The sequence below is a fragment of the Nonomuraea sp. NPDC051191 genome (assembly GCF_044455665.1).
GTDB lineage: Bacteria > Actinomycetota > Actinomycetes > Streptosporangiales > Streptosporangiaceae > Nonomuraea.
On record NZ_JBITEZ010000018.1, the window covers coordinates 73856 to 99045 of the forward strand.

At 70.7% G+C, this 25190-nt stretch carries 22 protein-coding genes and 1 pseudogene; 9 read left to right on the forward strand and 14 right to left on the reverse strand.

Annotated elements, in window-relative coordinates; all coding sequences use genetic code 11:
* Nucleotides 1-79 precede the first annotated feature (79 nt).
* From ACIA8R_RS41995 to ACIA8R_RS42020, 6 genes are all read right to left on the reverse strand, one after another.
* Nucleotides 80-952 carry a class I SAM-dependent methyltransferase gene (locus ACIA8R_RS41995; RefSeq protein ID WP_364094989.1) on the reverse strand — a complete coding sequence of 291 codons (873 nt, stop codon included), beginning with the start codon at nucleotides 950-952 and terminating at the stop codon, nucleotides 80-82.
* A gap of 371 nt (nucleotides 953-1323) precedes the next feature.
* Nucleotides 1324-1695 (reverse strand): hypothetical protein, encoded by a 372-nt coding sequence (locus ACIA8R_RS42000; protein WP_397043136.1) that lies wholly within the window; start codon nucleotides 1693-1695, stop codon nucleotides 1324-1326.
* A 16-nt stretch (nucleotides 1696-1711) separates the two neighbouring features.
* Nucleotides 1712-3961, reverse strand: a complete 2250-nt coding sequence (locus ACIA8R_RS42005; protein WP_397043138.1) for an NUDIX domain-containing protein — start codon at nucleotides 3959-3961, stop codon at nucleotides 1712-1714.
* A 6-nt stretch (nucleotides 3962-3967) separates the two neighbouring features.
* A complete protein-coding gene (locus ACIA8R_RS42010) occupies nucleotides 3968-4318 on the reverse strand; it encodes a hypothetical protein (protein WP_357701443.1) in 351 nt (116 codons plus the stop codon).
* Entirely contained in the window at nucleotides 4311-4715 is a 405-nt protein-coding gene (locus ACIA8R_RS42015; protein WP_397043140.1) for a YbaB/EbfC family nucleoid-associated protein, read from the reverse strand. The genes ACIA8R_RS42010 and ACIA8R_RS42015 overlap by 8 nt, the downstream gene beginning before the upstream one ends.
* A 134-nt stretch (nucleotides 4716-4849) precedes the next feature.
* Complete coding sequence (locus tag ACIA8R_RS42020) at nucleotides 4850-5794, reverse strand: hypothetical protein (RefSeq protein ID WP_397043142.1); 945 nt, start codon at nucleotides 5792-5794, stop codon at nucleotides 4850-4852.
* A 392-nt stretch (nucleotides 5795-6186) separates the two neighbouring features.
* Between ACIA8R_RS42020 and ACIA8R_RS42025 the strand changes: the two genes are divergently transcribed.
* A complete protein-coding gene (locus ACIA8R_RS42025) occupies nucleotides 6187-6564 on the forward strand; it encodes a hypothetical protein (RefSeq protein WP_364094968.1) in 378 nt (125 codons plus the stop codon).
* A 94-nt stretch (nucleotides 6565-6658) separates the two neighbouring features.
* Here ACIA8R_RS42025 and ACIA8R_RS42030 read toward each other — a convergent pair whose 3' ends face one another.
* Complete coding sequence (locus tag ACIA8R_RS42030; RefSeq protein WP_397043144.1) at nucleotides 6659-7183, reverse strand: TetR/AcrR family transcriptional regulator; 525 nt, start codon at nucleotides 7181-7183, stop codon at nucleotides 6659-6661.
* 83 nt (nucleotides 7184-7266) lie between these two features.
* Here ACIA8R_RS42030 and ACIA8R_RS42035 point away from each other — a divergent pair, with 83 nt between their 5' ends.
* Entirely contained in the window at nucleotides 7267-7962 is a 696-nt protein-coding gene (locus ACIA8R_RS42035) for an SDR family oxidoreductase (RefSeq protein ID WP_397043146.1), read from the forward strand.
* Between the two features lie 55 nt (nucleotides 7963-8017).
* On the opposite strand, the gene ACIA8R_RS42040 is transcribed toward ACIA8R_RS42035, so the two are convergent.
* On the reverse strand, nucleotides 8018-8917 hold the full coding sequence (locus ACIA8R_RS42040; RefSeq protein WP_397043265.1) for a phosphotransferase: 900 nt from the start codon (nucleotides 8915-8917) through the stop codon (nucleotides 8018-8020).
* A gap of 103 nt (nucleotides 8918-9020) precedes the next feature.
* Between ACIA8R_RS42040 and ACIA8R_RS42045 the strand changes: the two genes are divergently transcribed.
* Nucleotides 9021-11294, forward strand: coding sequence for a hypothetical protein (locus ACIA8R_RS42045; RefSeq protein WP_397043148.1), 2274 nt, complete (start codon nucleotides 9021-9023; stop codon nucleotides 11292-11294).
* A gap of 39 nt (nucleotides 11295-11333) precedes the next feature.
* On the opposite strand, the gene ACIA8R_RS42050 is transcribed toward ACIA8R_RS42045, so the two are convergent.
* Nucleotides 11334-12761, reverse strand: coding sequence for an alpha/beta fold hydrolase (locus ACIA8R_RS42050; protein ID WP_397043149.1), 1428 nt, complete (start codon nucleotides 12759-12761; stop codon nucleotides 11334-11336).
* A gap of 110 nt (nucleotides 12762-12871) precedes the next feature.
* Between ACIA8R_RS42050 and ACIA8R_RS42055 the strand changes: the two genes are divergently transcribed.
* Nucleotides 12872-13507, forward strand: a complete 636-nt coding sequence (locus ACIA8R_RS42055) for a TetR/AcrR family transcriptional regulator (protein ID WP_357701459.1) — start codon at nucleotides 12872-12874, stop codon at nucleotides 13505-13507.
* On the opposite strand, the gene ACIA8R_RS42060 is transcribed toward ACIA8R_RS42055, so the two are convergent.
* The 3 genes from ACIA8R_RS42060 to ACIA8R_RS42070 all read right to left on the reverse strand — a co-directional run bounded on the left by ACIA8R_RS42060 (nucleotide 13504) and on the right by ACIA8R_RS42070 (nucleotide 16561).
* Nucleotides 13504-14223 (reverse strand): MerR family transcriptional regulator, encoded by a 720-nt coding sequence (locus ACIA8R_RS42060; RefSeq protein ID WP_397043151.1) that lies wholly within the window; start codon nucleotides 14221-14223, stop codon nucleotides 13504-13506. The two genes, ACIA8R_RS42055 and ACIA8R_RS42060, sit on opposite strands and share 4 nt — an antisense overlap.
* A 32-nt stretch (nucleotides 14224-14255) precedes the next feature.
* Complete coding sequence (locus ACIA8R_RS42065; protein ID WP_397043153.1) at nucleotides 14256-15674, reverse strand: serine hydrolase domain-containing protein; 1419 nt, start codon at nucleotides 15672-15674, stop codon at nucleotides 14256-14258.
* A 170-nt stretch (nucleotides 15675-15844) separates the two neighbouring features.
* Nucleotides 15845-16561 carry a TetR/AcrR family transcriptional regulator C-terminal domain-containing protein gene (locus ACIA8R_RS42070; RefSeq protein ID WP_397043155.1) on the reverse strand — a complete coding sequence of 239 codons (717 nt, stop codon included), beginning with the start codon at nucleotides 16559-16561 and terminating at the stop codon, nucleotides 15845-15847.
* Nucleotides 16562-16661: 100 nt separating this feature from the next.
* On the opposite strand from ACIA8R_RS42070, the gene ACIA8R_RS42075 reads away from it, so the two are divergent.
* Nucleotides 16662-17255: an NAD(P)H-dependent oxidoreductase gene (locus tag ACIA8R_RS42075; RefSeq protein ID WP_357701466.1), complete on the forward strand. Its 594-nt coding sequence runs from the start codon at nucleotides 16662-16664 to the stop codon at nucleotides 17253-17255.
* Nucleotides 17256-17449: 194 nt separating this feature from the next.
* Nucleotides 17450-17722, forward strand: a pseudogene (locus ACIA8R_RS42080) (MFS transporter); the annotation flags it as partial.
* A 269-nt stretch (nucleotides 17723-17991) separates the two neighbouring features.
* Here the strand turns inward: ACIA8R_RS42080 and ACIA8R_RS42085 are convergent.
* A complete protein-coding gene (locus ACIA8R_RS42085) occupies nucleotides 17992-19011 on the reverse strand; it encodes a LacI family DNA-binding transcriptional regulator (RefSeq protein ID WP_357701470.1) in 1020 nt (339 codons plus the stop codon).
* Between the two features lie 126 nt (nucleotides 19012-19137).
* Here ACIA8R_RS42085 and ACIA8R_RS42090 point away from each other — a divergent pair, with 126 nt between their 5' ends.
* Both ACIA8R_RS42090 and ACIA8R_RS42095 read left to right on the forward strand, forming a co-directional pair.
* The gene (locus ACIA8R_RS42090; protein WP_357701472.1) at nucleotides 19138-20391 is read left to right on the forward strand and encodes an MFS transporter; all 1254 of its coding nucleotides are present in this window, start codon (nucleotides 19138-19140) and stop codon (nucleotides 20389-20391) included.
* Complete coding sequence (locus ACIA8R_RS42095; protein WP_397043158.1) at nucleotides 20388-23093, forward strand: family 78 glycoside hydrolase catalytic domain; 2706 nt, start codon at nucleotides 20388-20390, stop codon at nucleotides 23091-23093. The genes ACIA8R_RS42090 and ACIA8R_RS42095 overlap by 4 nt, the downstream gene beginning before the upstream one ends.
* 422 nt (nucleotides 23094-23515) lie before the next feature.
* Here the strand turns inward: ACIA8R_RS42095 and ACIA8R_RS42100 are convergent, their stop codons facing one another.
* Nucleotides 23516-24145: a TetR/AcrR family transcriptional regulator gene (locus tag ACIA8R_RS42100; RefSeq protein WP_357701476.1), complete on the reverse strand. Its 630-nt coding sequence runs from the start codon at nucleotides 24143-24145 to the stop codon at nucleotides 23516-23518.
* Between the two features lie 195 nt (nucleotides 24146-24340).
* Here ACIA8R_RS42100 and ACIA8R_RS42105 point away from each other — a divergent pair, with 195 nt between their 5' ends.
* Nucleotides 24341-25033: a hypothetical protein gene (locus tag ACIA8R_RS42105; RefSeq protein ID WP_357701478.1), complete on the forward strand. Its 693-nt coding sequence runs from the start codon at nucleotides 24341-24343 to the stop codon at nucleotides 25031-25033.
* Nucleotides 25034-25190 lie beyond the last annotated feature (157 nt).

Below are 25190 nucleotides of genomic sequence, written 5' to 3' on the forward strand. Positions count from 1 at the left end.
CGAGCGGGCTCGGCTGATCGGCATGTCAGCGGGATCGGCCCCAGCCCGCCACGGTGACGGCCTTGCGCGCGCCGGCCGGCTAGCGCTGAAAGTGCCAGAACAGCATCGACGCCGTTCCGGCGACGGCCGCGTGCGCCGCCTCGGGGGCCAGGTTGCACAGGGCCCACGGCCACACGTCCCACGGCTCCAGGACGTCGGTCCGTTCGCCCGGCTCGCCTGGCAGGTGCAGGGGCTCGTCACACCGCCGCACCTGGAGCCCCGCCGCCAGTGCGGCTCGTAGGTAGTCTCCGACCAGATGTCGGTAGGTGGCCACCCTGCCCGGCCGTCCGTCGGGCAGGCGTACGGGCGGGACCACTCCCCGGGCCACGCCCTCGGGATGGATGTCGGCGATCACCACATTCCCGCCCGGCCGCACCACCCGGGCAAACTCGGCCAGCACCGGGTCAAGCACTGGCACATGCGTCAACGCCAGCGAGCAGACCACCAGGTCGACGGACTCGTCGGGTATCGGTAGGGACGACAGGTCACCCAGTCGGAGCTCTGCCTGTGGCACCCGCCGGCGCGCCCGCTCCAGCATGTCGGGCGAGCTGTCGACGCCGCGCACCTGGTGGCCGCGACCGGCCAGGTAGGCCGCCAGCCTGCCGGTGCCGCACGCCGCGTCGAGCGCGTCGCCGACCGGGAGCGCGTCGACGATCTCCCTGATGAAGGGCTCGTCGAGGTCGAACGCGGAGTTGGGGGCGTCGTAGGTCTGCGACCAGATCCGGTAACCGGCCACGGTGTCCACGCGGGTGACCTCGACGGCGGCGTCGGCCAGGGAGTCGTTGTCGAGGAGCTTGCGGATCTCGGCCAGGCGCGCTTCGACGAACGCGCGGTCGTGCTCGCCGGTGTAGGCCCGCATCAGGGCGATGCCCTCCAGGCCCAGCACGTACGCCAGAGGATGCTCGTAGATCACCCCGGCACGGTAACGACGACCGCTGCGCGGAAGCTACCGAATTTCCGCGGTGGCGCGGCCGCGCAGCGGACGCCTTGATGGCACGATGTTCACCTAGTTCGGCCGGCGAGCGGCTGCCTCGGATCCGTCCGCTCTGCCGGCCGCACCGCAGGCCGTCGACACCGACCACAGCCTGAATGGTTTCCGGCCCGACTGGCTGGAGGCCCGCACTATCCCGCTGCCGCCCACCGCGATCGCCGCGGTGTCCGGCTGGCAGGCCCGGCACAACGGGCGTGCTGACCTGCCGATGTCACAGCGGTAGACGCTCGGCCCCGAAGACGGGCCTCGCCCGGTCCGCGTGAGGACCAGGCGAGGACTCCGTGCGGTACCCGTCATCCGGCGGCGGCCAGCTCCACCAGCGCCTCCAAGGACGCCAGCTCGAAGGGCATCCCCACCGGGACCCGGCCCGCACGCGCGTCCTCGGCCTCGCCGGCCCAGTGACGCAGCGCCCGCAGCGGGGTCATGCCGTTGGCCTTGGCCCAGCGCAGGCGCTGCGTCCAGGCGACGGCGGCGTCGAAGGCGGCGTCACCGGCCTGCCCGCGCGGCATGTACCGGGCCGCGTCGTCCGTGGTCGCGGCCCACAGGTAGCCGATGACGACCCCGTCCTTGAGGATCGGGACGTAGCGGACCGCGGCGGACGTCGTGCGCGGATAGGAGTCCGGCGCCCGGACGGTCCGGAAGACGGGCTGGTCCTTCAGCGACAAGAGGTCGTCTCCTCCATCAGCGGCCGGTCTCCTCCGGCGTCAGCACCCGGCCGTAGATGTGCCATTCGCCGCGACGCAGTCGTACGTCCTCCCCGAACCACGGCAGGCCCGGGCCCAGCAGCAGTTCCTCCTCGTCCGGGAGCTTGCTGACCAGCTTCAGGAAGAAGGCCGGGGTGCCCGCGGGCACCCGCAGGTGCAGGTGCACGTCCCCCAGATACTTCGCCTCGTCGCCGAGGCTGGTCGAGAGGAATCCCGGCTCGCGTTGCACGGTTCCGACGAGCTCCTCGATGGGCACGCTGAACAGGTCCGGATGGAAGGTCAGCATCCGGATCACGTCGATCGTCTCGGGGACCGGCTGACGCTGCACGAGCGAGGTCAGCATCTCGATCTGCTCGATGGTCCGCGCCCGCTCCGCCGGGATCTCGTGTTCGGCGAAGTGCTGGAAGGCGTCGTCGCCCATGCGCAGGAACCGGTTGATCAAGCTGTGCCTGCCCGAGGCGAAGCGCCGGGCCGCGTCCAGCTCGGCCGGCGACATGTCGTCGCGGACTCCCGTCCAGACCACGTCCCCGAACGTGGGGCTGACGAATCGGCTGCCGAAGGGCGCGTCCAGCGGGACGTGCGGGGCGGGCGCGGTGTAGTACAGGCCCGACCCGGATCGGCGGATGGTCTGCCCCAGGCCCGGATGCCCCGACCCCGGCCCGGTGTGCGCGGCGGGGGGCGCGCCCCCGTCGTCGTGGAAGCGGGCCAGCAGGTCGGGGAGGGCCCTGGCCAGGGCCGGGTGCAGGTCGCCCTGGTTCGCCATCGCGGCGAGCTCCTTGAGCGTGAACCACTTGGCGCCACTGACCTCGACCGAGTCGAGCCTCGGGGTGAACATCGGGCCGTCGGCGGCCAGGTTGGTGTACCTCCAGCCGGTGCCGCCGACCTCCGTCGCGTGCTCGCCCCTGAGCTTCAGCCGGTCGAGGTAGCGCTGGCCGACGCCCAGTTCCTCACTGAGCTCGCGGGCGGCGGCGTGCACGGGACGTTCGAGGCTGTCGAGGGCTCCGCCGGGCAGTTGCCACTTGCCGGGGTTGGAGACGTGCTGGCTCTGCTGCATGAGCAGGTACCGCGGCTGCCCCTGCTCGTCCATGCCCCTGATCAGGACGCCTGCCGCGCCGTACCTGCCCCACAGGTTCCCGTTCACGTAACCGTCGCCGGGCCGGCCGGAGTACTCCAGGAGCTGGAACGGGCTGTGGCCGGACAGCGTGGTGTCGCCCGCGTGGGAGGAACCGGGCCGCTCCATGCTCCGGGAGCCGTTGATCAGGGCGTCGACGCCGGCTTCGCTCCTGAACGACACGTCCTGCCTGGCCCCGGCGTCGGCGAGCCTGGTGCCGTCACCGTCAGCTCTCCCGTGGACCCGCGCGCCGGAGTTCTCCGGGCGCGGATGCCCGACCGGCCCCGGGCCCGGCTTGCCCTGCGCGAACGGGCTCCAGCTCGCCCAGTGGGCGTCCGCGCCGCCCAGCACGCCCGAGGTGAAGCTCTTCAACAGCCTGTCCAGGTCGAGCGGCTGCCCGCTCTTGATCTGCGTGGTCAGGTCGGCGGCGCTGCTCGCCAGGCCGGACCGGCCCATCAGCCCCCACATGGACCTGGCGGGCACGATCCCGGTGAAGCCCGTCAGAAAGGCGCCCAGGAGTGCTCCCGTGCCGGCCGACGCCATGATCTGTTCCCAGTCGAGATGATCGCGCCGGGACTGGGACGCCTGCACCGCGAGGTCCATGCCACCCATCAGGCCGCCGAACAGGGCGATGTTGATCAGCAGCCGCTTGGCGAGCTGGGCGATGGCCAGCCGGGTCAGCTGCACCCGGGCGCCGACCATGGCCGCGGCCGCCGGTCCCCAGGGGCCTGCGGTGGCGGCCAGCAACCACATGATCTGGAAGATCAGGAACCAGACCGAGACCTCGATCATCCGCTTGGTGTACTGGACCTGGACGCCGAGATCGTTGTACCGGAGCGCGGCCGAGACGAGCTGCTCGATCAGCTTGACCAGCGCCGGGTCCGACACCGACCGGACCCGCGTGACGAACTCCTTCAGCGCGTCGCCGTCCCAGTCGTCGCCGAGCCGGGTGAAGTCCGCCAGGCCCCAGCCGTCCAGGACGTCCTGCGCGGTGGCCGCGCACGCGTCGGCGAGCCGGAAACAGCCGTCCTCGTCACCCTCGGGCCAGTCCATGCCGACGGCGTAGCCGACGAACGGTTTGGCCCAGTCGGGCACGAGGAAACCGTCGAATCCCACGGCGGCTCACCCGCCCCGCGGGTAGGCCGGGCCGTCACCGGTGGCGTACCCGGGATCCCCGTAGCCCTCGGCGGCCTGGTAGTTGGTCGCGCTGGCCCGTAATCCGTCGCGCAGGTCCTCCAGCTCGGCGATGTACTCGTCGAAGGCCACGAGGATGCCGTTCTCGATGATCCACTGGTTCTTCTCCAGCTCCGCGCCGTACTGGTCGTCGCCGAGCGGGTTGCCCTCGCGGGCGAAGACGGCGGACAGCCGGTCCTTCAGCTCCCACGCGTGCTCGACGCTGTCGTCCAACTGCGCGGAACGTGACCGCAGGCCGCTGAAGACGGCCAGGTAGCCGCCGGCGCGGGTGTCACCCACGCACGTCCCCGTCCTCGGCCGGCAGCTCCACCGGCCGGGGCAGGAACGCGTCGATGCTCGCCCCCTCGCCCAGGACCTCCTCCAGAGGCAGCCCCTCCGGCATGAACGGCGCCATGAGCTCCTTCGTCCGCTCGGCGACCTGTTCCGTGGCGGCGCCGATCTGCTGCATGATCTCGCGGGAGAGTTGCGACGGCGCGAGCTTGCGGTACACCCGGGGGTCGAGTTCGATCTCCTGCACCTGACCGCGCGGGCCCACCGTCACGCGGACCAGGCGGTCTGCGGACTCGGCGGTCCCCGTCAGCTCGGAGAGCCTGCCGTAGGCCGCGCGCAGCTCTCCGGCCTGCCGGTTGTACTCCTTGGCCAACCCTTCGATGGTCAGCCGGAACTCGTCGTTCAAGCAGCGCGCCTCTCGTCACCTGAGCATCATGCGTTGCATTTTGTCACTTCCGTTACGCAGACGACATACCGTACTAAATCTGCGTAACGGGCAGCGGCCGGTGACCGGAAGACGCCACGGCGCCTGCCGACCGGTCAGCCGGCGAACGCCGGATACGGCGGCAGGGCGGGGCAGTCCCATTTCTCCGTCGCGGCGAGCAGGCCGCGCATGGCCTCCGCGACGGCGGAGCCGGGCGGGAGGTCGGCCAGGAGGGCCTGCCAGCGGTGGCGCAACAGCTGACGCATGCTCGGAGCCCGCCGCGTGGGATGCAGCGGCCGGTCCCCGGTCAGCACGCGCGGCACCAGCGTCGTCATCTGCACCGTGAGCGCGATCGTGCCCAGCCGCATGCCCGCCCGCCACGCCTCGTCGTCGAGCAGGTCGGGGTGGCCCTTCGCCACCTCGGACCGGTACGCGGACTCGATCTCCTCCTGGATCGCCGGGGGCAGCCGGAAGACGCACCAGCAGGTGGAGAACGGCATGCGGGTGTAGACGGCGTCGAGGAACACGGAGTGGAAGCCGGCGCCCTCGAAGTCCAGCAGACGCATGCCGTCCGGGAGGATGAGGTTGTTGTCCGGGCAGATGTCGCCGGGGGAGTAGACCGGGTAGGGGCCCTTGTCCAGATCGGCGATCGGTGCCAACTCCGCGGCCAGACCGGGCGGGGTGGCCACGCCGAGCGCGTCGAGCACGCCGGGCAGCGCCTCGGCCGCCGCGCGGAGCTCGGGGTCCTCGCCCCACTGCTGCTCTCCCCGGTCGTAGCGGGCGCGCAGCGCGGCGAGCTCGTCCTCGCGCCCGGTGGTCTCGGCGGCGAGCCGGCCGTAGGCGATCGCCCAGGCGAGCAGGGCCGCGCGGGCGGTTTCGGGGCTCTCCCCGAGCAGCGCGTCGGCCAGGCTCGGCGCCTCGCCGAGGTCCTCCATGACGAGCAGCGGGTACTCGGTGTCCACCGCGAGCAACCTCGGGCCCGAGCCCGCGCCGAGCGCCAGCCCGGCGGCCTCCGCGGTGAAAGACCGAAAGGCGTCCGGTTTGTACGCCTTGATCACCACGTTCCGCCCGTCACCCGTACGGCACCGGATCACTGTGGACCGCGAAGAACCCCCCAGATCGACCGCCTCCGAGAGCGGCACACCCCATGACTCCGACGCTTTACGAAGAATCACATCCATGGCTGTCATCTCACCACGAACCAGAAAAACGGCGTGTCCGGCCTACCGGGACAACGCGGAGAAGTCGATCGGCCGCGGCGCGAGTGCCGCCGTGCGGACGGCCAGGTCACGCATCCGGCGGGGCGCCGAAACGGTCGGCGTACTGGCGGCCGTGCGCGGCGTATCTGGCGGCCAGGGTGCTGCTCCAGCGCGGCGTGTCGATCATCATCAGCGACCTCGGCGAGGAGTTCCGGGGCTCTCAATGGAGGTGGAAGTGCGGAAGGATGGGGGATATGACCACCAACAAGGTGCTGGACGGCGCGGTGCTCGCCGTTCGGCGCGACATGGAGGCCACCGGTGTCCCCGGGCGGCTCGGTTTCGACTCCCCGGAGTGGGACGACCTGGGCCACCTGCGCGTCGAGTACAAGGGGCAGTACTCCAGCGACGGGCTGCGTGCGGACGAAGCGTACGAGCCGGTCGCCACCCTCGTGCTGATCGCCGATCTCGCGCAGGGGGTGATCGCCGAGCAGGAGGGCGAGATCTGGCCGACCTGCCCGGCGCACTCCTTCGGGTTGCATCCGGAGCGGGCGGGTGGGGCGGCGCTGTGGACGTGCAAGGCCGCGGGCGGCCACACCGTGGCCGCGATCGGAGCACTGGCGGACGGCTCCTGACCACGAGAGACGCGCCTCGGGCGTCCTGAGCGAACAGGGCACGCCCCGAGGCCGCCCTTCTTCGGGAACGCCCGAGTCGGACGTCGGACGCGCGCTACGACGACAGCCGGGCAAGCATCGTGGTGACCTCATCGGCGAGTGACTCGTCGACAGGCGCGTGGCGGTTCATCAACCGGTACCACATCGCGCCGAACACCATGTCGACCGCCAGCTCCAGATCCACGTCCGCCGACAGCGTCCTGACGAGCACGGCACGCAGCGCCTGCCGGCGGGAGTCTATGAACCCGCGCATGTGCACGGCGAACGCCTCGTCGCTCTGCGCGTCGGCCATCAGGCCCACGACCACGCCGCCGACCGCGCCACCGCTCAGCCGGAAGGTCTCCAGGAGGAACGTGCGCAGGTCCTCGCTGCCTGTGGGTGCCTCGACGAACGCGGTCAGCGCTTCAAGCATCACCTCCGCCTTGGTCGGCCACCAGCGGTAGACGGTCTGTCTGCCGGTGCCCGCGGCCTGCGCGATGCCCTTCAGCGTGACGTTCTGATACCCGTCGCGCTCACACAGATCCAGGGCCGCGCGCAGGATCGCGCGCCTGGACGCCTCGCTTCTCGGTCTGCCTGCCATGGCCCCCACTTTACAAGACACAATGTCTCGATTTATGATTTCGAGGCAAGGTGACTCGAAAGAAGGTCTGAACAATGCGTACTGTGATCATTGGCGGAACCGCCGGCGTGGGCCTGGCCACCGCGAAGCTGCTGAGCGAGCAGGGCCATGAAGTGATCGTCACCGGGCGCACTCCCGAGCGGGTGGAGCAGGCGGCCAAGGAGACCGATGGCACGGGTTACGTCGTGGACGCCAGGGACGAGCAGGCCACACGCGACTTCTTCGACCGGATCGGCCCGGTTGACAACGTGGTGATCAATGTCAGCGGGCGCGGCCAGGCCGCCGGGCCGCTCTCCGCGATCACCGCGGACGCGCTGCGCCAGGCCGTTGAAGACAAGCTGATCCCGCACTTCCTGACCGCGAAGGCGGCGGCGACGGCATTGTCGGAGCGCGGCTCGATCACCTTCATCGCCGCCGCCTCGGCGGGCGCGGCCTTCCCCGGCTCCAGCGGGCTGGCCGCGATCAACGGTGCGATCGAGGCCATCGTCCCCGGCCTGGCCGTGGAACTGGCGCCGGTCAGGGTGAACGCGGTCTCGCCGGGGGTGGTGGACACCGAGTGGTGGAGCTGGCTGGACGAGGCGGTCAGGGCCGAGGCCATGAAGGGCTTCGCCGCCGCCTCACCACTCAACCGCGTGGCCGAGCCGGCTGACATCGCCTCCGCGATCGCGTTCGTGGTCGGCAACGCCTTCACCACGGGGACAGTCCTCACCGTCGACGGCGGAGGGAAGCTGAAGGCATGAGGACGATCCTGGCCACCGGTGCGACCTCCGGTCTCCGGCTGGAGGCCGACCGGCCTCAGCTGGCCCCGTGCAGAGCCCGGAGCGCCGGCGCGTCGCCCTGACCGTCCAGTCGCCTGGTCACCGTGTCGAGTGTCGGCCACGGAGGACCCTCGCGCAGCAGGCGCAGCAACTCCTCCCCGAATCGCCTCCCGTTCGGAAACTGGTCGCCGAGTTCCCAACGCCACGCGGCGACCATCGCGATGACCAGCTGCCGGCACTCGTTCAGAAGCCCTTGGTCAAGGCTCGGGTAGTGCTCGCAGACCGCCTCGGGAACATGGGCGAGATCGAACTCGACGGGTCCGCGGCAGCACGTCTCAAGGTCGATGAACAAGGGGCCGTTCTTCGTGCTGAGCACATTGCCCGGATGTGGCTCGCCGTGGAGCAGCTGTTCCACGGCGCCGCGGTCGTCGATCGCCCGGCGCAGGCCTGCCAGCCTGCCGCTGAGGAACCCGCGGTCCGCGTCGGCGAGCTCCGGCGAGCGATCCGGGTCGGCGACGATCTCCTCCGCCTCCGTGATCCGGTCCGTGAACCTCGGGCTCGGCACATCGACCTTGCGCATGCCGGCGTGCAGCTGCTCCAGCGCCGTGGCGTAGTCGACCGGTGAGGTGTGAGGTGTCACGGGCTCGTAGTAGGTCCACAGTGTCACGGCGAAGCCATCGCGCGTGTACACACGCGGGTCCGCCCGAGGCTCCAGGGGGCACACCGGGCATCCGACCTCGGCGAGCCGCTGAGCGAGCTGGACCTCGAACTGTGCGACCTCCTGGCCCACCGGGGCGACCCGGGCGAAGACGTCGCATGGCGTCAGCCGAAGTGCCAGCTTGTTCGAGTTGTGGACAACGATCGCGTCGTCGGCCGGCAGGTCGAGCGAGGCGGCGACCGCGATCGCAGCCGAGATCGCGCGCGTGACATCGGTCATCTCCACTCTCGCAATCCTGGCATGGATGAGGTGCTTGATCCACTTGGGCGGGGATCAGTAGGGTTGGGCGCTTTCCTCCTCACCCCCCGTCCCGGAGTGCCTCATGCGCCGCCATCGTTTCGGCCGGCTCGCCGCCGGTTTCGCGGCCCTCTACCTGGCCGTCGTGATCGTCCTCGCCGTCGTCGGACTGGTCACCGGCGACCTCGTCCCTCTGTGGAGAGTCGTCGCGGACCCGGGCGGACACTCGGCGGACGAGATCCGGGCGTGGCCGTGGCTGCCCGCCCTGCTGGTGCCGATCGCGGCGGTGCAGGCGTGGGCGTACCGGGAGGTGCTGCGCGGGCGGTTGCGCGGGGAACCGGCGCGGCACGGCCGGGAGGCGCGACTGCTGCGGGTCGCTCTCTACGCCATGGTCGTGTACGTCCTGACCTGGCAGCTGCCGATCCCCTACCTGTGGTGGATGTCGCTGGTCGCCGATGTGATCGAGCTCGTGGTGATATGGCTGTTCTTCCGCGTGCTGCGGGGGAGCGGTCGCCGATGGCCGCAGGTTCTCATGCTCGTGACCGGCACGCTCAGCGTGATGCATGACGTCGCCACCACCATCGCGTACCAGACGGGCGACTACCGCTTCTTCATGCAGAACTGGACATGGGCGCTGGACGTCCTGTGGTCGGTGTGGCTGGCGTCGCTGCTGGTGGCGCAGGCGCGGGATCCGCGCTGGAGCGGCGCCACGGTACGGGTCGGCGTGATCGCGGTCTTCTTCTCCCTCCTCTCGTCCGGCTCGGTCTCGATCGTGGCGTTCGGTGGCGCGGACGAGGTGGCGTGGAAGCTGCTGATGCCCTCGCTCCTGGGCGCGGTTTCGGTCTTCTCGCTGGTCTGGTGGGCGAGGTCCGCACACGACCTGGGCACGCTCCAGCCTCCCGCGCCCCGGACGGAGCCCGTGCGGGTGCGCGCCAGGTGGTGGCCGCTGCCGACCCTGGCGATCGTGCTCCCGCTGGTCCCCGCGGCCGTCAACCTCGCGCGGGGGGTGCCGTTCTGGCTCGGACCGAAGAACGTGCTGGGCGACGCGGTACGCGAGTACACCGGCTCGGAGGCCACCGCGTACTGGTTCGTGCTCGACCTCCTCGTCGGCGTCGGCGCGCCGGCGGTGCTGATCCTGGTGGCCGTGCGGCGGCGGACGCTCACGTTATTGCGCGCCACGACGCTGAGCCTGTTCCTGATGGGCGGGATCGGCGCCGTGAGCGCGTTCACTTCGGAGCACTCCACCTTCTTCGGGGAGCTGTGGCTCTACCCGGAAAGCCTCTTCGTCGAGCGGGGCGCCGTCGTCCCCTACGATGGCACCAAGCTCCTGTCTCCCGGCATCTCCCCGCTCTGGTACGCCCTCGCGCTCACCGCCTCCGGCCTCATCCTGCTCCTTCTGTACGCCGCCCCGCCCGATCACCGCGTCCGCCACCACGTCCTCCTGGCGGGGCTCGCCTCGGCCATGGTCCTGTGCCTGCTGCCCGCGGCGGACATGGCCCGCGGCCCCGTCACGGACTGCGAACTGCCCGAGCCGTGGGAGATCGACACGGGCGAGGCCGAGCCGCGCGAGCTGACGGCCGAGCAGAAGTTCGTGTGCTCCCTGCGCGGCGACCGCGGCGCACGGAGCCTGCACGCGTTCCCCGACACCACGCCCGACCAGGTCGTGCTCGCCTATGGGCGCCACCTGTGCGGCGTCCACACCCGCGACGACCCACGGGAGCTGGCCCGGTTGAAGGTCGACCGCGATTCCCTCACCTATCCTCTGGCCGGCATCTGTCCCAGCGCCACCACCATCGTCCAGGCCGCGAAGGCCAAACAGGACCAGGAGATCGCGGCGATGCGGGCCGACTCCCAAGCCATGTGCGACGCCACGCCGCGCCACCGCCCGCGCACCAGGCCGGCCCGGGCCATCCGGATGAAGGAGCCGCAGTGGACCGACTACGGGGTGCTGCAGACGTACGAGGGGGAAGGCGAGGAGGAGAACGAGCCGGACTTGGACCCCGGCAACGGGCTGGTCTCCTCCGCGCGCGGCATCCTGGCCGTCATGACCCACTCCGACTTCGACCTCTGCGTCACCCTGGAGACCTACACCCGCCGGCCGCCCGTCGAGACCAAGGGCTGGGACAAGGTGGTCGAGGTCGGCTACTACAGCCCGGGCGGCCAGATCGTGCTCTACGACAACCTCAGCGGCACCGAGCTGCCCAACCTCGCTCTCAACGGGCGCAAGGGGCACTACCGCATCCGCGTGCACTACGCCTGGTTCCCCTGGAAGGGCGAGGCACAGAGCGGCCAGCGGCTGCTGATCATGGCGTATCCGGGCAAGGGCGACAGGGAGATCGTCCACCGGAACCGGAAGTGACCTGTTTCTCCTGCTGCCGAAAGGTCTCCGCCGTAGTGCTCAGGTTCTGACGCCTGTGGCCAGGACGCGCCCGACGAGGAGGTCGGTGAACCTGTCCGGCTGCTCGAACAGCGACCGGTGCCCGGCGCCGGGCAGGACGGCGCGTTCCTTGTGGGGCGCCAGGAGGGTGGCGTACCAGTCGTCCAGCAGCCGGCTGCGTGCCGGGACCTCGTCGGCGCCGTCGATGAAGTAGGCGGGGACGGCGAGCCGCGGGACACGGGCCCGCAGGTCGAGGTCGCGGGCCCGCGGGTAGTAGCGATCGTAGGCGTCGAGGAAGCCGGTGACGAGGTGCACTTTGTCCAGCAAGGAGTATTCGGGCGCCGCCAGGCTCTCGTCGAGGCCGCCCTGGCCGTTCCCGGTCGCGTAGACCTTGCTCTCGGCGAGCAGCATCGGCTCGTAGCCGTACATGCCGGCATAGGGCGGGGGGCCGACGGCTTCCAGCGCGGCGGCGAGGTCGCGGTCCCGGTGGCCGCGCGCCCAGGTGAGGGTGTCGGCGTACTGGACGCGGTCGGCGGCGCCGGTGTTCACTGCTTGACCGACGCCGACGTAGGCGTGGAACAGCTCGGGCCGCCGTTGCACGGCGAGCACCGCGGGCAGGGTGCCCCCGGAGTGTGCCAGGAGGTAGATGCGGTCCTTGCCGAATCGGGTTCCGAGGTAGTTCGCGGCGGCGAGGATGTCGCCGGTCTCGCTCGCCGGGGTCAGCGTGGCGGTGGGTTCGAGCGTCGGGTAGGAGCTGCCGCCGCCGCGTCGGTCGAGGGTGGCGACGACGACGTGGTCCTCCAGTGCGGACAGGTGCCTGCGCACCGCTCCGCGTTCGGCCGCGCCGGGCGCGCCGGGGACGAACAACAGGACCGGCTTGGCCGTGTCCCGGCCGCGGATCATCAGCCCGAGCCCGTGGGAGCCGCTCGGGATGGCCGTCAGCTCGGCGACGGCCCGCTCACCGGTGATCGGGGCGGTGCTCGCGGGCAGCGCGACGCTGATCGCCAGCACGGCGACGATCATCGCGAGCACGCCGATCAGCGTCCGGCCGAGCAGGCGCCGGACGCGGCCCGCTCCCGAGCCTGATCGGGCAAGGCCGGCTTCCTGTCCCGATCGGGCAAGGCCTGCTCCGCAGGCGGCGCCGACGAGCATCGGAAGCAACGCGAGCAGCCCGTGCACGCCCCGCCCGGCGAGGAACGCGAGCACTCCGAACAGCCCGCCCTGCGGCGCGTCGACGCTCGGCCCTTCCGCGCCGGTCCGGACGATCTCGAAGACCATGGCGAACACCGCCGGCGCCGCGATCATCGCCCATCGCGACCTGGCGAGGTATCCGGCGACCCCGCCCACTACCAGGCTGAGCCCGATGCTGGTCAGCGCCGCTGCCGGGGTCAGCGGCCCGCGCGGCGTACTCACCCCCGCGACCGCACCCCACACCAGCGGTGCGAGCACGGGCGCCATCCTGTTCCCCATCATCGCCGCCCCTTCGCATGTAGCAGTCGCTACATGCTTATGAATGTAGCATGCGCTACATATGGGGGTGAGGCTGCTACGGTCGAGCCATGGATCGTCGTGCCGAGCTGGCCGAGCAAGTGCTGGACTACGTGCTCGAACACGGTCTCATCGGGTTGTCGCTGCGTCCGCTGGCCGCCGCCCTGAACACCAGCGACCGCATGCTGATCTACCACTTCGGCAGCAAGGAACGGCTCGTCGGCGCCGCCCTCGCGCTCGCGCAGCAGCGGCTGGCCGCGGCGGCCGAACCTCCTGGCGAGGCGGTGCGCAGCGTCGCCGACCTCGTCAGGCATCTGTGGTCCAGCCTCGCGCACCCGAGCGGCACGCAGACCACCCGGCTCTATCTCGACCTTTCCGTCCTCGCCACCAAGGAACCCGAACGCTGGCGGGCCGCCGTCGAACAACTGCGCGGGCCGTGGCGCGAGCCGTTGCGGGGCGGCCTCCTCGCCCTGGGGGTCGCGGCGGGCGAGGCGGAGCCGCTCGCCGACCTCATCCTCGCCACACTCGACGGCCTGGCGCTCGACCGTATGGTCGCCGCGGACCCGGCGCGCGCCGACAACGCGGCGGCGGCCTTCGCCGACCTGCTCGACCGCCACCCCGGCTGCCCGCCGCCCTCACACTCGCGAGGGCGGGCACAGGCGCCTGACCCGGTCAACAGCTCTGACCAGCACGCAAATCGAGGCTAGCCGTTCATGAGCAGGGTCAGGCGGTCCCAAGCGGGGGATGAGGCTCCAGGCTGGGATCGCGCGGCCAGCCGGGCGATGGCGGGGTTGGCGACGCGGCGGGTCTCGGAGCAGCCGTGGTGGTCGGTGAACCAGTTCCGGGTCCGGTCCGCGAGCGCGGGAAGGCGGGGATCGTCCTCGGTCCAGTCGTAGGCGGCGTCGTGTTCGAGGTAGAGGGCGCGGAACTCGGGATCAGCCATGAGCTCGCGCTTCTCGGCGACCCACAAGGAGGCGTCCTCGGGGGAGGCGGTCTGCATGAGGATCCAGCCGCCGCGCTCCAGGTGTATCTGGCGCTCGCTCACACCGAGTTGACGCAGACCGTCCAGGTAGTCGGCGACTTCCTGGGAGACGAAGAGCCGGTCGCCGCCGCGCAGCTGGGCGAGTTGATCGCGGGTTCGCAGCAGCTGCGCGATGCGGCCTTCGAGGTTGTGGTCGATCTCGGCGATGGCTGCCGCGAGCGCGTCCGGGTCGGCGTCGAGAAGGTCCTTGACGCGGGCCAGCGGCACGCCCGCATGGGCCAGGGTCCTGATCTTGACGAGGTCGACGGCGTCGTCGGCGGTGTAGCGCCGGTAACCGGAGGAGTCGCGGTCGGGCTCGGCGAGCAAACCGCGTTCGTGGTAGTGACGGATGGCTTTTGTGGTCACCCCGGCGTAGTCCGCGAGCTGGCCGATCGTGAGCATGCTGGACATCCTTCCACCCAGGCGGGGAGTGGTCAGGCCCGGCGGGTCAGGCGGCCGCCGCCGTTGCGGAAGCGCGCCTGGCCGTCGCGGACGTCGTGGTAGGAGACGAGCAGCAGTCGCAGGTATCCGTCGAATGTCTCCCACGGGTAGCCGGCGGGCGCGAAGAGGCCCGGCCGGATGGGCACGTAGCGCTGCGGCGGGGCGGAGGTCGTGCCGCCGGCGAACTCGGTGAAGATCCGCTCCTGCGTTTCGTCCGCCGGTTCGTAGGTCGTCCGTTCCTCAAGCTGGCCGTCGACGATGCTGACCTCGATGCGGAGCTGGTCGGAGCGGTAGGTGCCCACGTACGGGGTGAGGTCGACGTCCTCCGATCCGGTGACCAGAGCCGGGATCTGGACGCCGAGATGCTCGCTCAGCAGCCACTGCAGGATCCGGTCCTGCAGCATGATCGCCCCCGGGCTGTTGCCGAAGGCCGTGAAGACCAGGTCGTGCTCGGGCAGGACACACAAGATGGACACGCCGCCGGGCGACGCGCCGGACATGGCCAGGACGGTGGTGTCGCCGAACGGGTACAGCACCCAGCCCAGGCCCATCGGCGGAGTGTTCGGGGACGCCATGTCGTACGAGACCTGCCGCATGAGGGCGGTCGACTCGGCCGACAGCACACGTGTGCCGGAAGGCGACACCCCGCCCGCGAGGTGGGTGCGTCCGAAGGCGAGCAGGTCGGCGACGGTGCCGATCGGCGTGCCGCCGGCCGGTCCCCAGGTGTCGGGCAGCGTGAACATGGTCGTGGGCTCGGCCGTCATGGTCTCGGGGTCGAGGAAGTGGCCGACCGCCGTGCTGCGCAGGATGGCCTGCTCGGCGGAGGTGCTGGAGTCCTTCATGCCGACCGGGGCGTAGATCTCGCGTGCGAGCAGGTCGGGGAACGGCGTGCCGGTCACCACTTCCAGCAGGCGGCCTGCGACGATCATGCCACCGTTGGAGTAGCTGAGCTGCTCGCCGGGCTCGAACAAGGTGCCGCAGTCGCTCGCGAGGCCGGTGAGGTAGGTCTTCAAGGCGTCGCGGCCCCGGGCGTCGGGGAAGAACAGGTCCGCGTCGATGCCGTTGGTGTGGGAGAGCAGGTGCCGGACCAGGATCCTGTCCGCGGCGCCCGGCGCGGACAGGACGAATTCGGGAAGGTACGTCACCACCGGGGTGTCAAGGTCCAGCAGTCCGCGGTCGACCTGCCGCAGGACCAGCGTGGTGGTCAGGACCTTGGTGACGGAGCCGAAGAGGAAACCGGTGTCTTCGCGCATGGGTGCGCCGGTGGCACGGTTCGCGGTGCCGTGGGCGACGACGATCTGCTCGCCGGCGTGGTGGACGCCGGCGACGAATCCGGGGATGCCGCCGGACTCGCAGGAGGTGGCGGCCTGCTCGCGGATCTGGGCTTCGACGGTGCGCAGTGCGTTGTTCATGCGGAACATCGTGGAGCCTTGCCCTAGGGGCAGGGTCAAGCCGGAACAGGAAATCGGTTCGTCACCGGCCGGCGCGGCTCGGAGGAGCGGGAACGCCTACATGATCGCGGTGCGATCGGTGGCACCGCCGGGGACTTGCGCCGATGCTCCCCGTGCGGTGGCCGCGTCCCTCAAAGGCCCAGGCGGGCGGCGATGCCGTCGAGGACGCAGTCGAGGCCGGATTCGAACTGCCATTGGGTGTCGTCCTTGCGGGCGGCCGTGTGCAGGTACCGCTGAAAAGTGGGATAACGGCCGGTTCGCATGTGCCACATCATCAACGGGGCGAGGGTGTCGCGCAGTTCGTCCCCGTCGGACAGGTTCTGTTCGGCGATCAGGGTGGTGACGGCACTCTCGTAGTTCATGGAGCCGTGCACATAGGCGTCCACGGTACGGAAGGCGCTCATCATCGCGTCGGCGTCGAGCCCCAGGCCGTCGAGGGCCGCCAGGGCCTTTTCGGCCACGGCCATCCGGCGAGGTGTGAGGGAGAGCTTGGCCTGCGGGGGCAACTGGGCGAGCCATCGGTGGTCGAGCATCAGCCGGCGCGTGCGCACGGCAAGCGTTCGCAGGTTCTCGCGCCAGCCGAGGCCGTCGGGCAGGCTCAGGTCGGCGTAGACGTGATCGACCATCAGCTCCAGCAAGTCGTCCTTGCCGGACACGTGGCGGTAGGGCGCCATGGGGGCGACGCTCAGCTCGGCCGCGAGACGGCGCATGGTGACCGCCTCCAAGCCCTCGGCGTCGGCGATCGTGACGGCGGCCGTGGCGATGCGCTGCGGCGACAACACCTGGCGGGGCGTGGGGGCGGGCCGCTCCAGCCGTTCCCACAGCGACACGTTCTCATCCGCGGCCACAGTCAGGGCCTCCCTTCCCGTCGCGACAGATACAACGTATCAGAAGTGGACAGCGTACACATCGATGCGTACATTGTCTCTCGCGAATACGTTGTACACATTGGGGAACGACATGCTCAACATCGCCGTCCTTCTCGGCAGCACCCGTGACGGCCGCTTCGGCCCCGCCGTAGCCGGCTGGATCATGGACCACCTGGCCCAGCGGGAGGACATGAACGCCGACCTGATCGACCTGGTCGAGACCCCGCTGCCGACCGTCTACCCCGTACTCGGGCAGCCGCCCGCCACGCAGGAGGCCAAGGACCTGCTGGCGGCCGTGTCACCGCGGATGGCGGCGGCCGACGCCTTCGTCATCGTGACGCCCGAGTACAACCACAGCTTCCCGGCGGCGCTGAAGAACGCCATCGACTGGCACAACACCGAGTGGCACGCCAAGCCCGTCGCGTTCGTCTCCTACGGCGCCTTCTCCGCCGGGCTGCGCGCCGTGGAGCAACTGCGGCTCGTCCTGGCCGAACTGCACGCCGTCACCATCCGCGACAGCGTCGGCCTGCAGCACCCCTGGGCGCAGTTCGACGGCGACGGCAAGGCCGTCGACCCGGCCGCCGACGCCGCGGCCAAGGTCATGCTGGACCGGCTCGCCTGGTGGGCGCACTCGCTGCGCGAGGCCAGGACCGCCCGCCCCTACGCCGCCTGAACCGCCACAACCCGTCCCGGTATCTTCGGGCTGTTCATCGGCATGTTCCTGGCCATGCTCGACGGCCTGATCGTGGGCACCGCACTGCCCACGATCGCCGGTGACCTCGGCGGCCCGGACCAGCTGCCCTGGGTGGTGACCGGTACAGGCTCGCCGGCGCGGCCACCACCCCGATCTGGGGCAAACTCGGTGACCTGTTCGGCCGCAAGGCCACCTTCATCACGTCGATCGTGCTCTTCCCGGCGGGGTCCGCACTCTGCGGCCTGGCGCAGGACATGACCCAGCTCATCGCCTTCCGCGCCGTCCAGGGGCTCGGCGCGGGCGGGCTCATGGTCGGCGCGCCGGCCATCATCGGGGTCCTGGTCCCGCCGCGCGAGAGCGGGCGGCTGCAGTCGATGATCGGCGTCATCATGCCGGTCGCCTACGTCGGCGGACCTCTGCTGGGCGGCCCGCTCACCGACCACCTGAGCTGGCGCTGGACCTTCTACGTCAACCTTCCCCTCGGCGCGCCGGCCCTGCTGCTCCTCGACGGCGACACCCCTGCCGCCCTCGCCTCAGCCCTCACCCTCCCCATCGGAGCGGGAATCGGGCTGGTGATGCAGAGCACCACCCTGATCACCATGAACAGCGCCGATCGGCGGGGGAGCCGTCGGGCCGGTCCGCCGGGCAGCGCCCGACGCGCCTGGCGCAGGGCGCTCCTCAGCCGACCTGCCGGGCGATCAATCGGCCGGTGGCGTCAGGCAAGCCGTACGGGTCCTGTGGACTCACGCTCGATCAACGCCGGCTGTGACACCCACTCCCGTGCCTCCGTGCGCACCTTGATCCGCTCCAGCGCCAAGCCGGCCGCGACGCGGCCCATGGCGGTGCCGTACTGGGCGACGGTGGTGAGCGAGAAGCGCGGGTGCGAGGCGAACTGGGTGTCGTCGTAGCCCACGACGGAGACGTCATCGGGCACGCGTAGCCCACGCTCCGACAGCGCCCGCAGGCTCCCGAAGGCCCCCTGGTCGGACCCGACGAACAGCGCGGTCGGCGGATCTCCCCGGTCGAGCAGCGCCGCCGTGGCCCGGTAGGTCTCGGCCTCGCTGCCGCCGCACGTCACCACCGACAGGGACGCGTCGAGCCCCAGCCGTTGCATCGCTTCGCGGTAGCCGGCCTCGCGCACGGCATGCGGGCTCAGCGTGCCGGGCCCGGAGACGTTGTGCGAGAGGTGAGTGATCCGCCGGTGACCCAGCGCCGCCAGGTGCTCGACGGCCAGGGCCGCGCCCGCTCGGTCGTCGTTGACGACGCGGTCGTAATGGTCGCTCGCGTCGTGCCTGGCCACCACCACCGTCGGCAGCCGCTGGGCGAAGGAGTCGAGCCAGGAGGCGCGCACCTTCGGCGAGACGACGATGACCGCTTCCACCTCGCGGTCCCACAGCGACTCCATGCCGGGGTTGCGCTCGCTGGTCTCGTGGTCGAAGGGCGAGACGAGCATCCGGTAGGGGCCGGTGTCGAGCTCGTCGTAGACGCCGTCGAGGATGTCGGCGAAGAACTGGCCACGCAGCAAGGGGACGGCCACCCCGATGGTGCGGGTGGCGGTGCGCATGGCGCGGGCGGCCTCCCGGGGGCGGTAACCGAGCTCGGCGATGGCCCGCTCGACGCGTTCGCGCATGCGCGGGCTCACGCCGTAGGCGTCGCGCAGGACTTTCGACACGGCAGCCCGTGACACTCCTGCCGCGGCGGCGACGTCGGAGATCGTGGGGCGCGAGGAACTCATGGCAGCAACATAGCGGTCCGGAACTTCCCTCTTGAAAAATGTAGATCGATCCACAATAGTCGCTTCACACAACGCGGACCGGCGGCGTGCGGGCCGTGGAACCCCCTACACGAGGTATCGACGCAGATGACACAGACGACGGCCAGGCGTGCCTGGAGGACGGCCGCGCTCGGCGGCATGGCCTCCTACATGGACGCGGCCACCATCGTGGGGACCGGCACCGCGCTGGTTCTGTACAAGCAGCAGCTCGGGCTGAGCCCGTGGATGATCGGCACGGCGTCGTCCGTCCTGACGCTGGGCCTGGCCCTTGGAGCCGTGTTCGGCGGACGGCTCGGGGACCTGCTGGGCAGGCGCAGGGTGTTCACGTACGACCTGGTCGTCTTCGTCGCCGGTCTCCTGCTGCTCGCCTTCGCCGTCCAGCCGTGGATGATCTTCGTCGGTGTGGCCGTCACCGGTCTGGCGATGGGCGCCGACATTCCGACCTCCTTGGCGCTGGTGGCCGAGGAGGCGCCGGAAGGCCGGCGTGCCAGGCTTGTCGCCTTTTCGCAGGTGCTCTGGAGTTGTGGCGGATTCGCTGCCTACCTCATCGCGTTCCTGGTCTCGGGGAGCGGAACGATCGGCGCGCGGATCATCTACCTGCACGTGATCGTCGTGGCCTTGGTGGTGCTCGTGCTGCGCCGGAGGCTGGGGGAGTCGGAGGAGTGGGTACGCGAGCGCGACCGGCAGCAGGCCGGCCCGGCCGAGGGCGTGCGCGGCGACTCCTGGCGCGTGCTGACGTCCAGGCCGCTCCTCGGTGCCGTCGTCGGGCTCGGCCTCTTCTACGCCGTCGGCAACCTGGTCGCCAACACGTTCGGCCAGTTCCAGACGTTCCTGTTCACCGAAGTGGCCGGGGCGCAGGTGTCGACGGCCACCCTCGTGGGGATGCTGGCCTATCCGCTCGGATTCCTCACCATCCTGCTCTTCATGAAGTACGTGGACGGGCCCGCCCGGATGCTGCTCTACACGATCGGTGTCGCGATCATGGCGATCGGAGCGGCGATCCCGCTGGTCGTGGGGCTGAACACGGTGACGCTGATCATCCTGAAGTTCGCCATCACGATCGGCGCGAGCTTCGCCGGCGAGGTCATCTTCAAGGTGTGGTCGCAGGAGTTCTTCCCCACCCTGATCAGAGGCACCGCGCAAGGCGTCGCCATAGCCTTCACCCGCTTCGTGGCGGCGGGCTTCGCGCTGGTCACCCCGGCGATCGCCGATGCCAGCCCCCAGGCGCTGATGGTGGTGCTGCTCGCCGCCGTGCTCATCGCCGCTTTGATCGCCTGGACGTGGATCTTCCCGTTGCGCCGCCGCATGCAGGCCACCGCCGACCCCGTGGCGGTCCGGTGAGCGTCGACCTGCGCCTGCACGGCATGCCGGCGTCGCGACCGCGTCTGTCCTGGCGGACCACGGAGCCGTTCGACGCCTATCGCATCGAGCTCACCCTCGCCGGCGGGCAGCCCGTCGTCCACACGGCGGAGGGCGCCGAACAGCTCGGAGTGCGATGGCCGTTCGCCCCACTGGACTCCCGCGCCACCGGAACGCTGCGCGTCAGCGTCGGCAGCCGAGGCCGCTGGGGCGCCTGGAGCCGGCCGCTGGCCTTCGAGACGCCGCTCTTCGGCGCCGGGGACTGGAGCGCGCGCTTCGTCTCGCCGCGGACCCTCGGCGGGGTGCTCACCGCCGCACCGCTGCTGAGCCGTACCGTGCAGCTGCCCGCGGGGGTGACCCGCGCCCGCCTGCACGTCACCGCGCTCGGGCTGCACGTGACGCGGATCAACGGCGAGCGCGTCACCGACGAGGAACTGGCCCCCGGCTGGACCAGTTACGGCCGGCGGCTGCGTTACCGCACCCACGACGTGACCGCCCTGCTCAGGCCGGGCGAGAACGAGGTCACCGCGCTGCTCGGCAACGGCTGGTACCGCGGCAGGCTCTACTGGCGCGGCGAGCGAGCCCTGTACGGCGACCGGCTCGCGCTGCTGGCGCAACTGGAGATCGAGTGCGCCGACGGAAGCACGCACCTGGTGGTGACCGACGAGAGCTGGCAGGCGCACACCACGGGCGTCCTCGCCGACGACCTCTACGACGGACAGACCACCGACCTGCGGATCGGGCGCGGAGCGGGCGAACCGGTGGAGGTGCTCGACGAGCCGCTCGACCAGCTCTTTCCCGGCGACTCTCCGCCCGTCCGGCCGGTCGCCGCAGTGCCGGGCGACATGCGGTACGCGGCCCCGTCGGGGGAGCTGCTGGTGGACTTCGGGGAGAACCTGGTGGGCTGGGTACGGCTGCGCGTGCGCGGGCGTGCCGGGCAGGAGGTCGTCGTCCGGCACGCCGAAGTGCTGGAGGACGGTGAACTGGGCATCCGCCCTCTGCGCAGTGCCCAAGCCACCGACCGCTATGTGCTGGCCGGTGGGCGGACCGAGGTGCTGGAGCCGTCGCTGACCTTCCACGGCTTCAGGTACGCGGGGCTGCGGGGCGTGGCTCCTGAGGAGATCGAGTCGGTCGAAGCGGTCGTTCTCAGCTCCGACCTGCGCCCCACAGGGCATTTCCGCTGTTCGGACCCCGATGTGCAACAGCTCCACGACAACGTGGTGCGCAGCATGCGCGGCAACTTCCTCGACGTGCCGACCGACTGCCCCCAGCGGGACGAGCGGCTCGGCTGGACGGGCGACATCCAGGTCTTCGCCCCCGCGGCCGCCTTCCTGGCCGACTGCTCGTCCTTCCTGTCCTCGTGGTTGCGGGATCTGGCGGCGGAGCAGTTCGAGGACGGCTGCGTGCCGTTCGTGGTGCCGAACATCCACCACAACATCCTTCCCGCCGCCGCCGCGTGGGGAGATGCGGCCACGATCGTGCCGTGGACCCTCTACGAGCGTTACGGCGACGCCGAGGTGCTGCGCGAGCAGTATCCGAGCATGCGGGCGTGGGTGGAACGGCTGAACGCCTTCGCGGGGGAGGACGGCCTCTGGGCCGGCCGGTTCCAGTTCGGCGACTGGCTGGACCCGGCCGCCCCGCCGGACGCGCCCGGCGACTCCCGTACGGACAAGGACCTGGTCGCCACCGCGCACTACATCCGCAGCACCGACCTGCTGGCCAGGACCGCCGCCGTGCTCGGCCTGAGCGAGGACGCGCGACGCTACCGGGCCCTGGCGGCGGAGGTGAGGCGGGCGTTCGCCTCCGCCTACGTCACAGAGCGCGGGCTGATGGTCAGCGACACTCCCACGGCTTATGCGATGGCCCTTCAGTGGGACCTGCTGCCGACGCCGGAGCAGCGGGAAGCGGCCGGATCGAGGCTGGCCGACCTGGTGCGGGCCAACGGCTTCCGGGTGGCGACCGGATTCGTCGGCACGCCGCTGATCACGGACGCGCTCACCGAGGCGGGATACCCGCACCTGGCGTTCCGGCTGCTTCTGGAGCGCTCCTGCCCGTCGTGGCTCTACCCGGTGACGATGGGGGCGACGACGATCTGGGAACGCTGGGACAGCATGCTGCCCGACGGCTCGATCAACCCCGGCCAGATGACCTCGTTCAACCACTATGCGCTGGGCGCGGTCGCCGACTGGCTGCACCGGCGGGTGGCCGGCCTCGCGCCCGCCGCCCCCGGCTACCGGCGGATCGAGGTCCGTCCGCTGCCGGGATATGGGCTGACCTGGGCAGAGGCCGATCTGGAAACTCCGTACGGCGATGCGGGCGTGGCGTGGCGGATCAGCGACGGCACCCTCGTCCTCGAAGCGCGGGTCCCGCCGGGGACCGAGGCGATCGTGCACCTGCCGGGGCGGGAACCGTTCCTGACCGGACCTGGCGATCATCAGTGGAAGGCCGAGCTGCCGCCGCCGGCGTCGCCGGAAGTGATCGCGGACGCCGTCGACGACGCTCGGTTGTGGGAGCGCCTGACACCGGTGATGACCGCCCATGGCGTGATCGGCGATCCGGCGGCCCTGGCCGCTCGCGGGTTGCGCCTGCCGCTGTCCGAGCTGGCCTCCGTGGTCGCCCCACGTGCCACCCCGGAACAGGTCGCGCGGCTGCGGTCGGCCCTGGACGAGCAACTGCGGGGTTGAGCGCGGAAACGGGCGACGAGTAGCCGTCCTCGCCGCCCGCGGCCCCTGTGAAAGGTCTCGGACCTGAGGTACGGTCACGGGGATCTGGTGAGTTTGCACCAGCTCGGGCCTGGAACGGGGGCGAGCGACTGTCTTCCCTCTGCTGCGGGCCGGCCCCCGCGACGGCCCGCAGCACCGCGCCGGCCGCCTTCACACCGGCCCGGCACTTTCCGCGCACCACCTTCCTGAAGAAGGACCTGCCATGACTCTTCCGCCTGTCTCACCCGATGGGGGCTACTACGGCGGCTACGGCACGCGGGAACCGGACGGTCCTACCGAGGCGCAGCAGCCCTGGCGGTGGCTGGGCCGGCTGGGCCGTCGGCTGAGATCGGAACGCCGCACCGGGGGAGCGGACGAGGCAAGCGAGGTGCCGACTCCTCTTCTCAACCCTTCTGATCCGGCCGGACGGGATACGCTCCCGCCTTCGCGGCGGCGATAGCGGCCGCGGCGGCCTGTTCGGCGACGGTCTCGTCGATGGGTTCATGGCTGACGAGCATCCGGTAGTAGAACGGCGCGCCGACCGATCGGATCACCTGGACCGGGTCGGTGTCGGGCGGGAGGTCGCCGCGTTCGATCGCGTGCCGCACCGACTCGGCGGCCATGTCGTTGCGGGTCCGGAAAAAGTCGTGCAACGCCTGCGCCGCCCTCGGGTCCAGCGCTGCCGCCGTGATCAGTCCGAGCATCGCCGGGCGCCAGACCGGGTCGCTGTAGAAGCGGTGGATGCCCACCGCGAGCCCGCGCAGGTCCACCTCGATCGACCCGGTGTCCAGGAGCGGCACCTCGGAGCTGGTCAGGTCGGTGATGAGCTCGACCAGCAGGCCCACCGGGTCGCGCCATCGCCGGTACACCGTGCTCTTGGCGACGCCCGCGAGCTCGGCCACGCGTTCCATGCTCAGCTCCGCGTACCCATGGGCCTCCAGCTCGGCACGGGTGGCGGCCAGGACGGCGGCGCGCACCCGTTCGGTACGTCCGCGCGGTCGCATCGTCCCCGGTGCCGGGCGGTCCTCGGACAAGACATGGCTCCTCTGCTCGCGTGACTGCCATCCTGCCTGGACGCCAGTTTAACGCAACCCCAGTCCCCTTTAAACGCCGAAATGGGCAACTAAGAAAACCGGGGTTGTATTAGCGAGGCGGCACGGCTACGTTGAGGAGCAATTAACGAGATCCCAGTTTTATTTGTCGCGACTCTCGTAAGGAGGGCACCCATCGTGTCCGAGACCGCCATCCGCAGGTACGCCGGCCTGTCCGGCCTGGCCGCCAGCCTCCTGATCATCATCCAGGTCCCGCTGTACTTCATCTACGAGACCCCGCCGGACTGGGACGTCCTGACCCGCAGCCTGCTCGGCATCACCGGCTGCACCGTCTACATCGTCTACTTCGTCGGGCTCCGCCAGCTCATCCGCCACGTCGACCCGGCCTACGACTGGGTCGCCGGCATCGTCCAGAACGCCGGCCTGCTGTGGGTGGCCATGGTGTTCGTCCCGCAGTCCATGGAGGTGGGCGCGGCGATCACGGTGGACCACGACATCGACACCACCATGGAAGGGCCCTTCGCCGGCGCCCAATACCTCATGCAGGGCGCCGTCTCCAGGCTCCTCATGGGTCTCTTCCTGATCGCCCTGGGGATCGCGGTGTCCCGGCTCGGTCTGCTCCCGCGCTGGGTGGCACGCTCCGCCTACGTCCTCGCTGCGGTCAACCTCGCCTTCCTGCCCGCCGTGTACTTCGGCGACGACGCCGCCGACTTCTACAGCGCGCAAGGCTGGGGCACCACCGCCAGCATGGGCGCCCTCTGGAGTCTGTGGACCCTCGCCGTCAGCGTCAGCCTGCTCCGCGGCGCTCGCCGTACCGCCCCCGCGGCCCCCGGCACCGGAACGGCCGCGGTCGTGGCACCTGCGCAATAGGCCGGAAACGCATGCGCCGAGCAGCGGCGCGCAAGGCTGCGCCGCCGCTCCAAGAAACCGGAGACCTTTCATGTCGTACGCCATGCGGCGCGACCCCGTCGAAGTGATCGGGTCTCCGGTCTCCTGAGCCAGGACTCTCCCGTCTCACCCACACTGA

Bases quoted from the DNA above. Each gene is read 5' to 3' on its own strand.
- ACIA8R_RS42090 (WP_357701472.1), top strand. From the start codon at position 19,138: ATGACACAGACGACGGCCAGGCGTGCCTGGAGGACGGCCGCGCTCGGC.
- ACIA8R_RS42060 (WP_397043151.1), bottom strand. From the start codon at position 14,223: ATGCTCACGATCGGCCAGCTCGCGGACTACGCCGGGGTGACCACAAAA.
- ACIA8R_RS42030 (WP_397043144.1), bottom strand. From the start codon at position 7,183: ATGGCAGGCAGACCGAGAAGCGAGGCGTCCAGGCGCGCGATCCTGCGC.
- ACIA8R_RS42045 (WP_397043148.1), top strand. From the start codon at position 9,021: ATGCGCCGCCATCGTTTCGGCCGGCTCGCCGCCGGTTTCGCGGCCCTC.
- ACIA8R_RS42040 (WP_397043265.1), bottom strand. From the start codon at position 8,917: ATGACCGATGTCACGCGCGCGATCTCGGCTGCGATCGCGGTCGCCGCC.
- ACIA8R_RS42065 (WP_397043153.1), bottom strand. From the start codon at position 15,674: ATGAACAACGCACTGCGCACCGTCGAAGCCCAGATCCGCGAGCAGGCC.
- ACIA8R_RS42055 (WP_357701459.1), top strand. From the start codon at position 12,872: ATGGATCGTCGTGCCGAGCTGGCCGAGCAAGTGCTGGACTACGTGCTC.
- ACIA8R_RS42025 (WP_364094968.1), top strand. From the start codon at position 6,187: ATGACCACCAACAAGGTGCTGGACGGCGCGGTGCTCGCCGTTCGGCGC.
- ACIA8R_RS42085 (WP_357701470.1), bottom strand. From the start codon at position 19,011: ATGAGTTCCTCGCGCCCCACGATCTCCGACGTCGCCGCCGCGGCAGGA.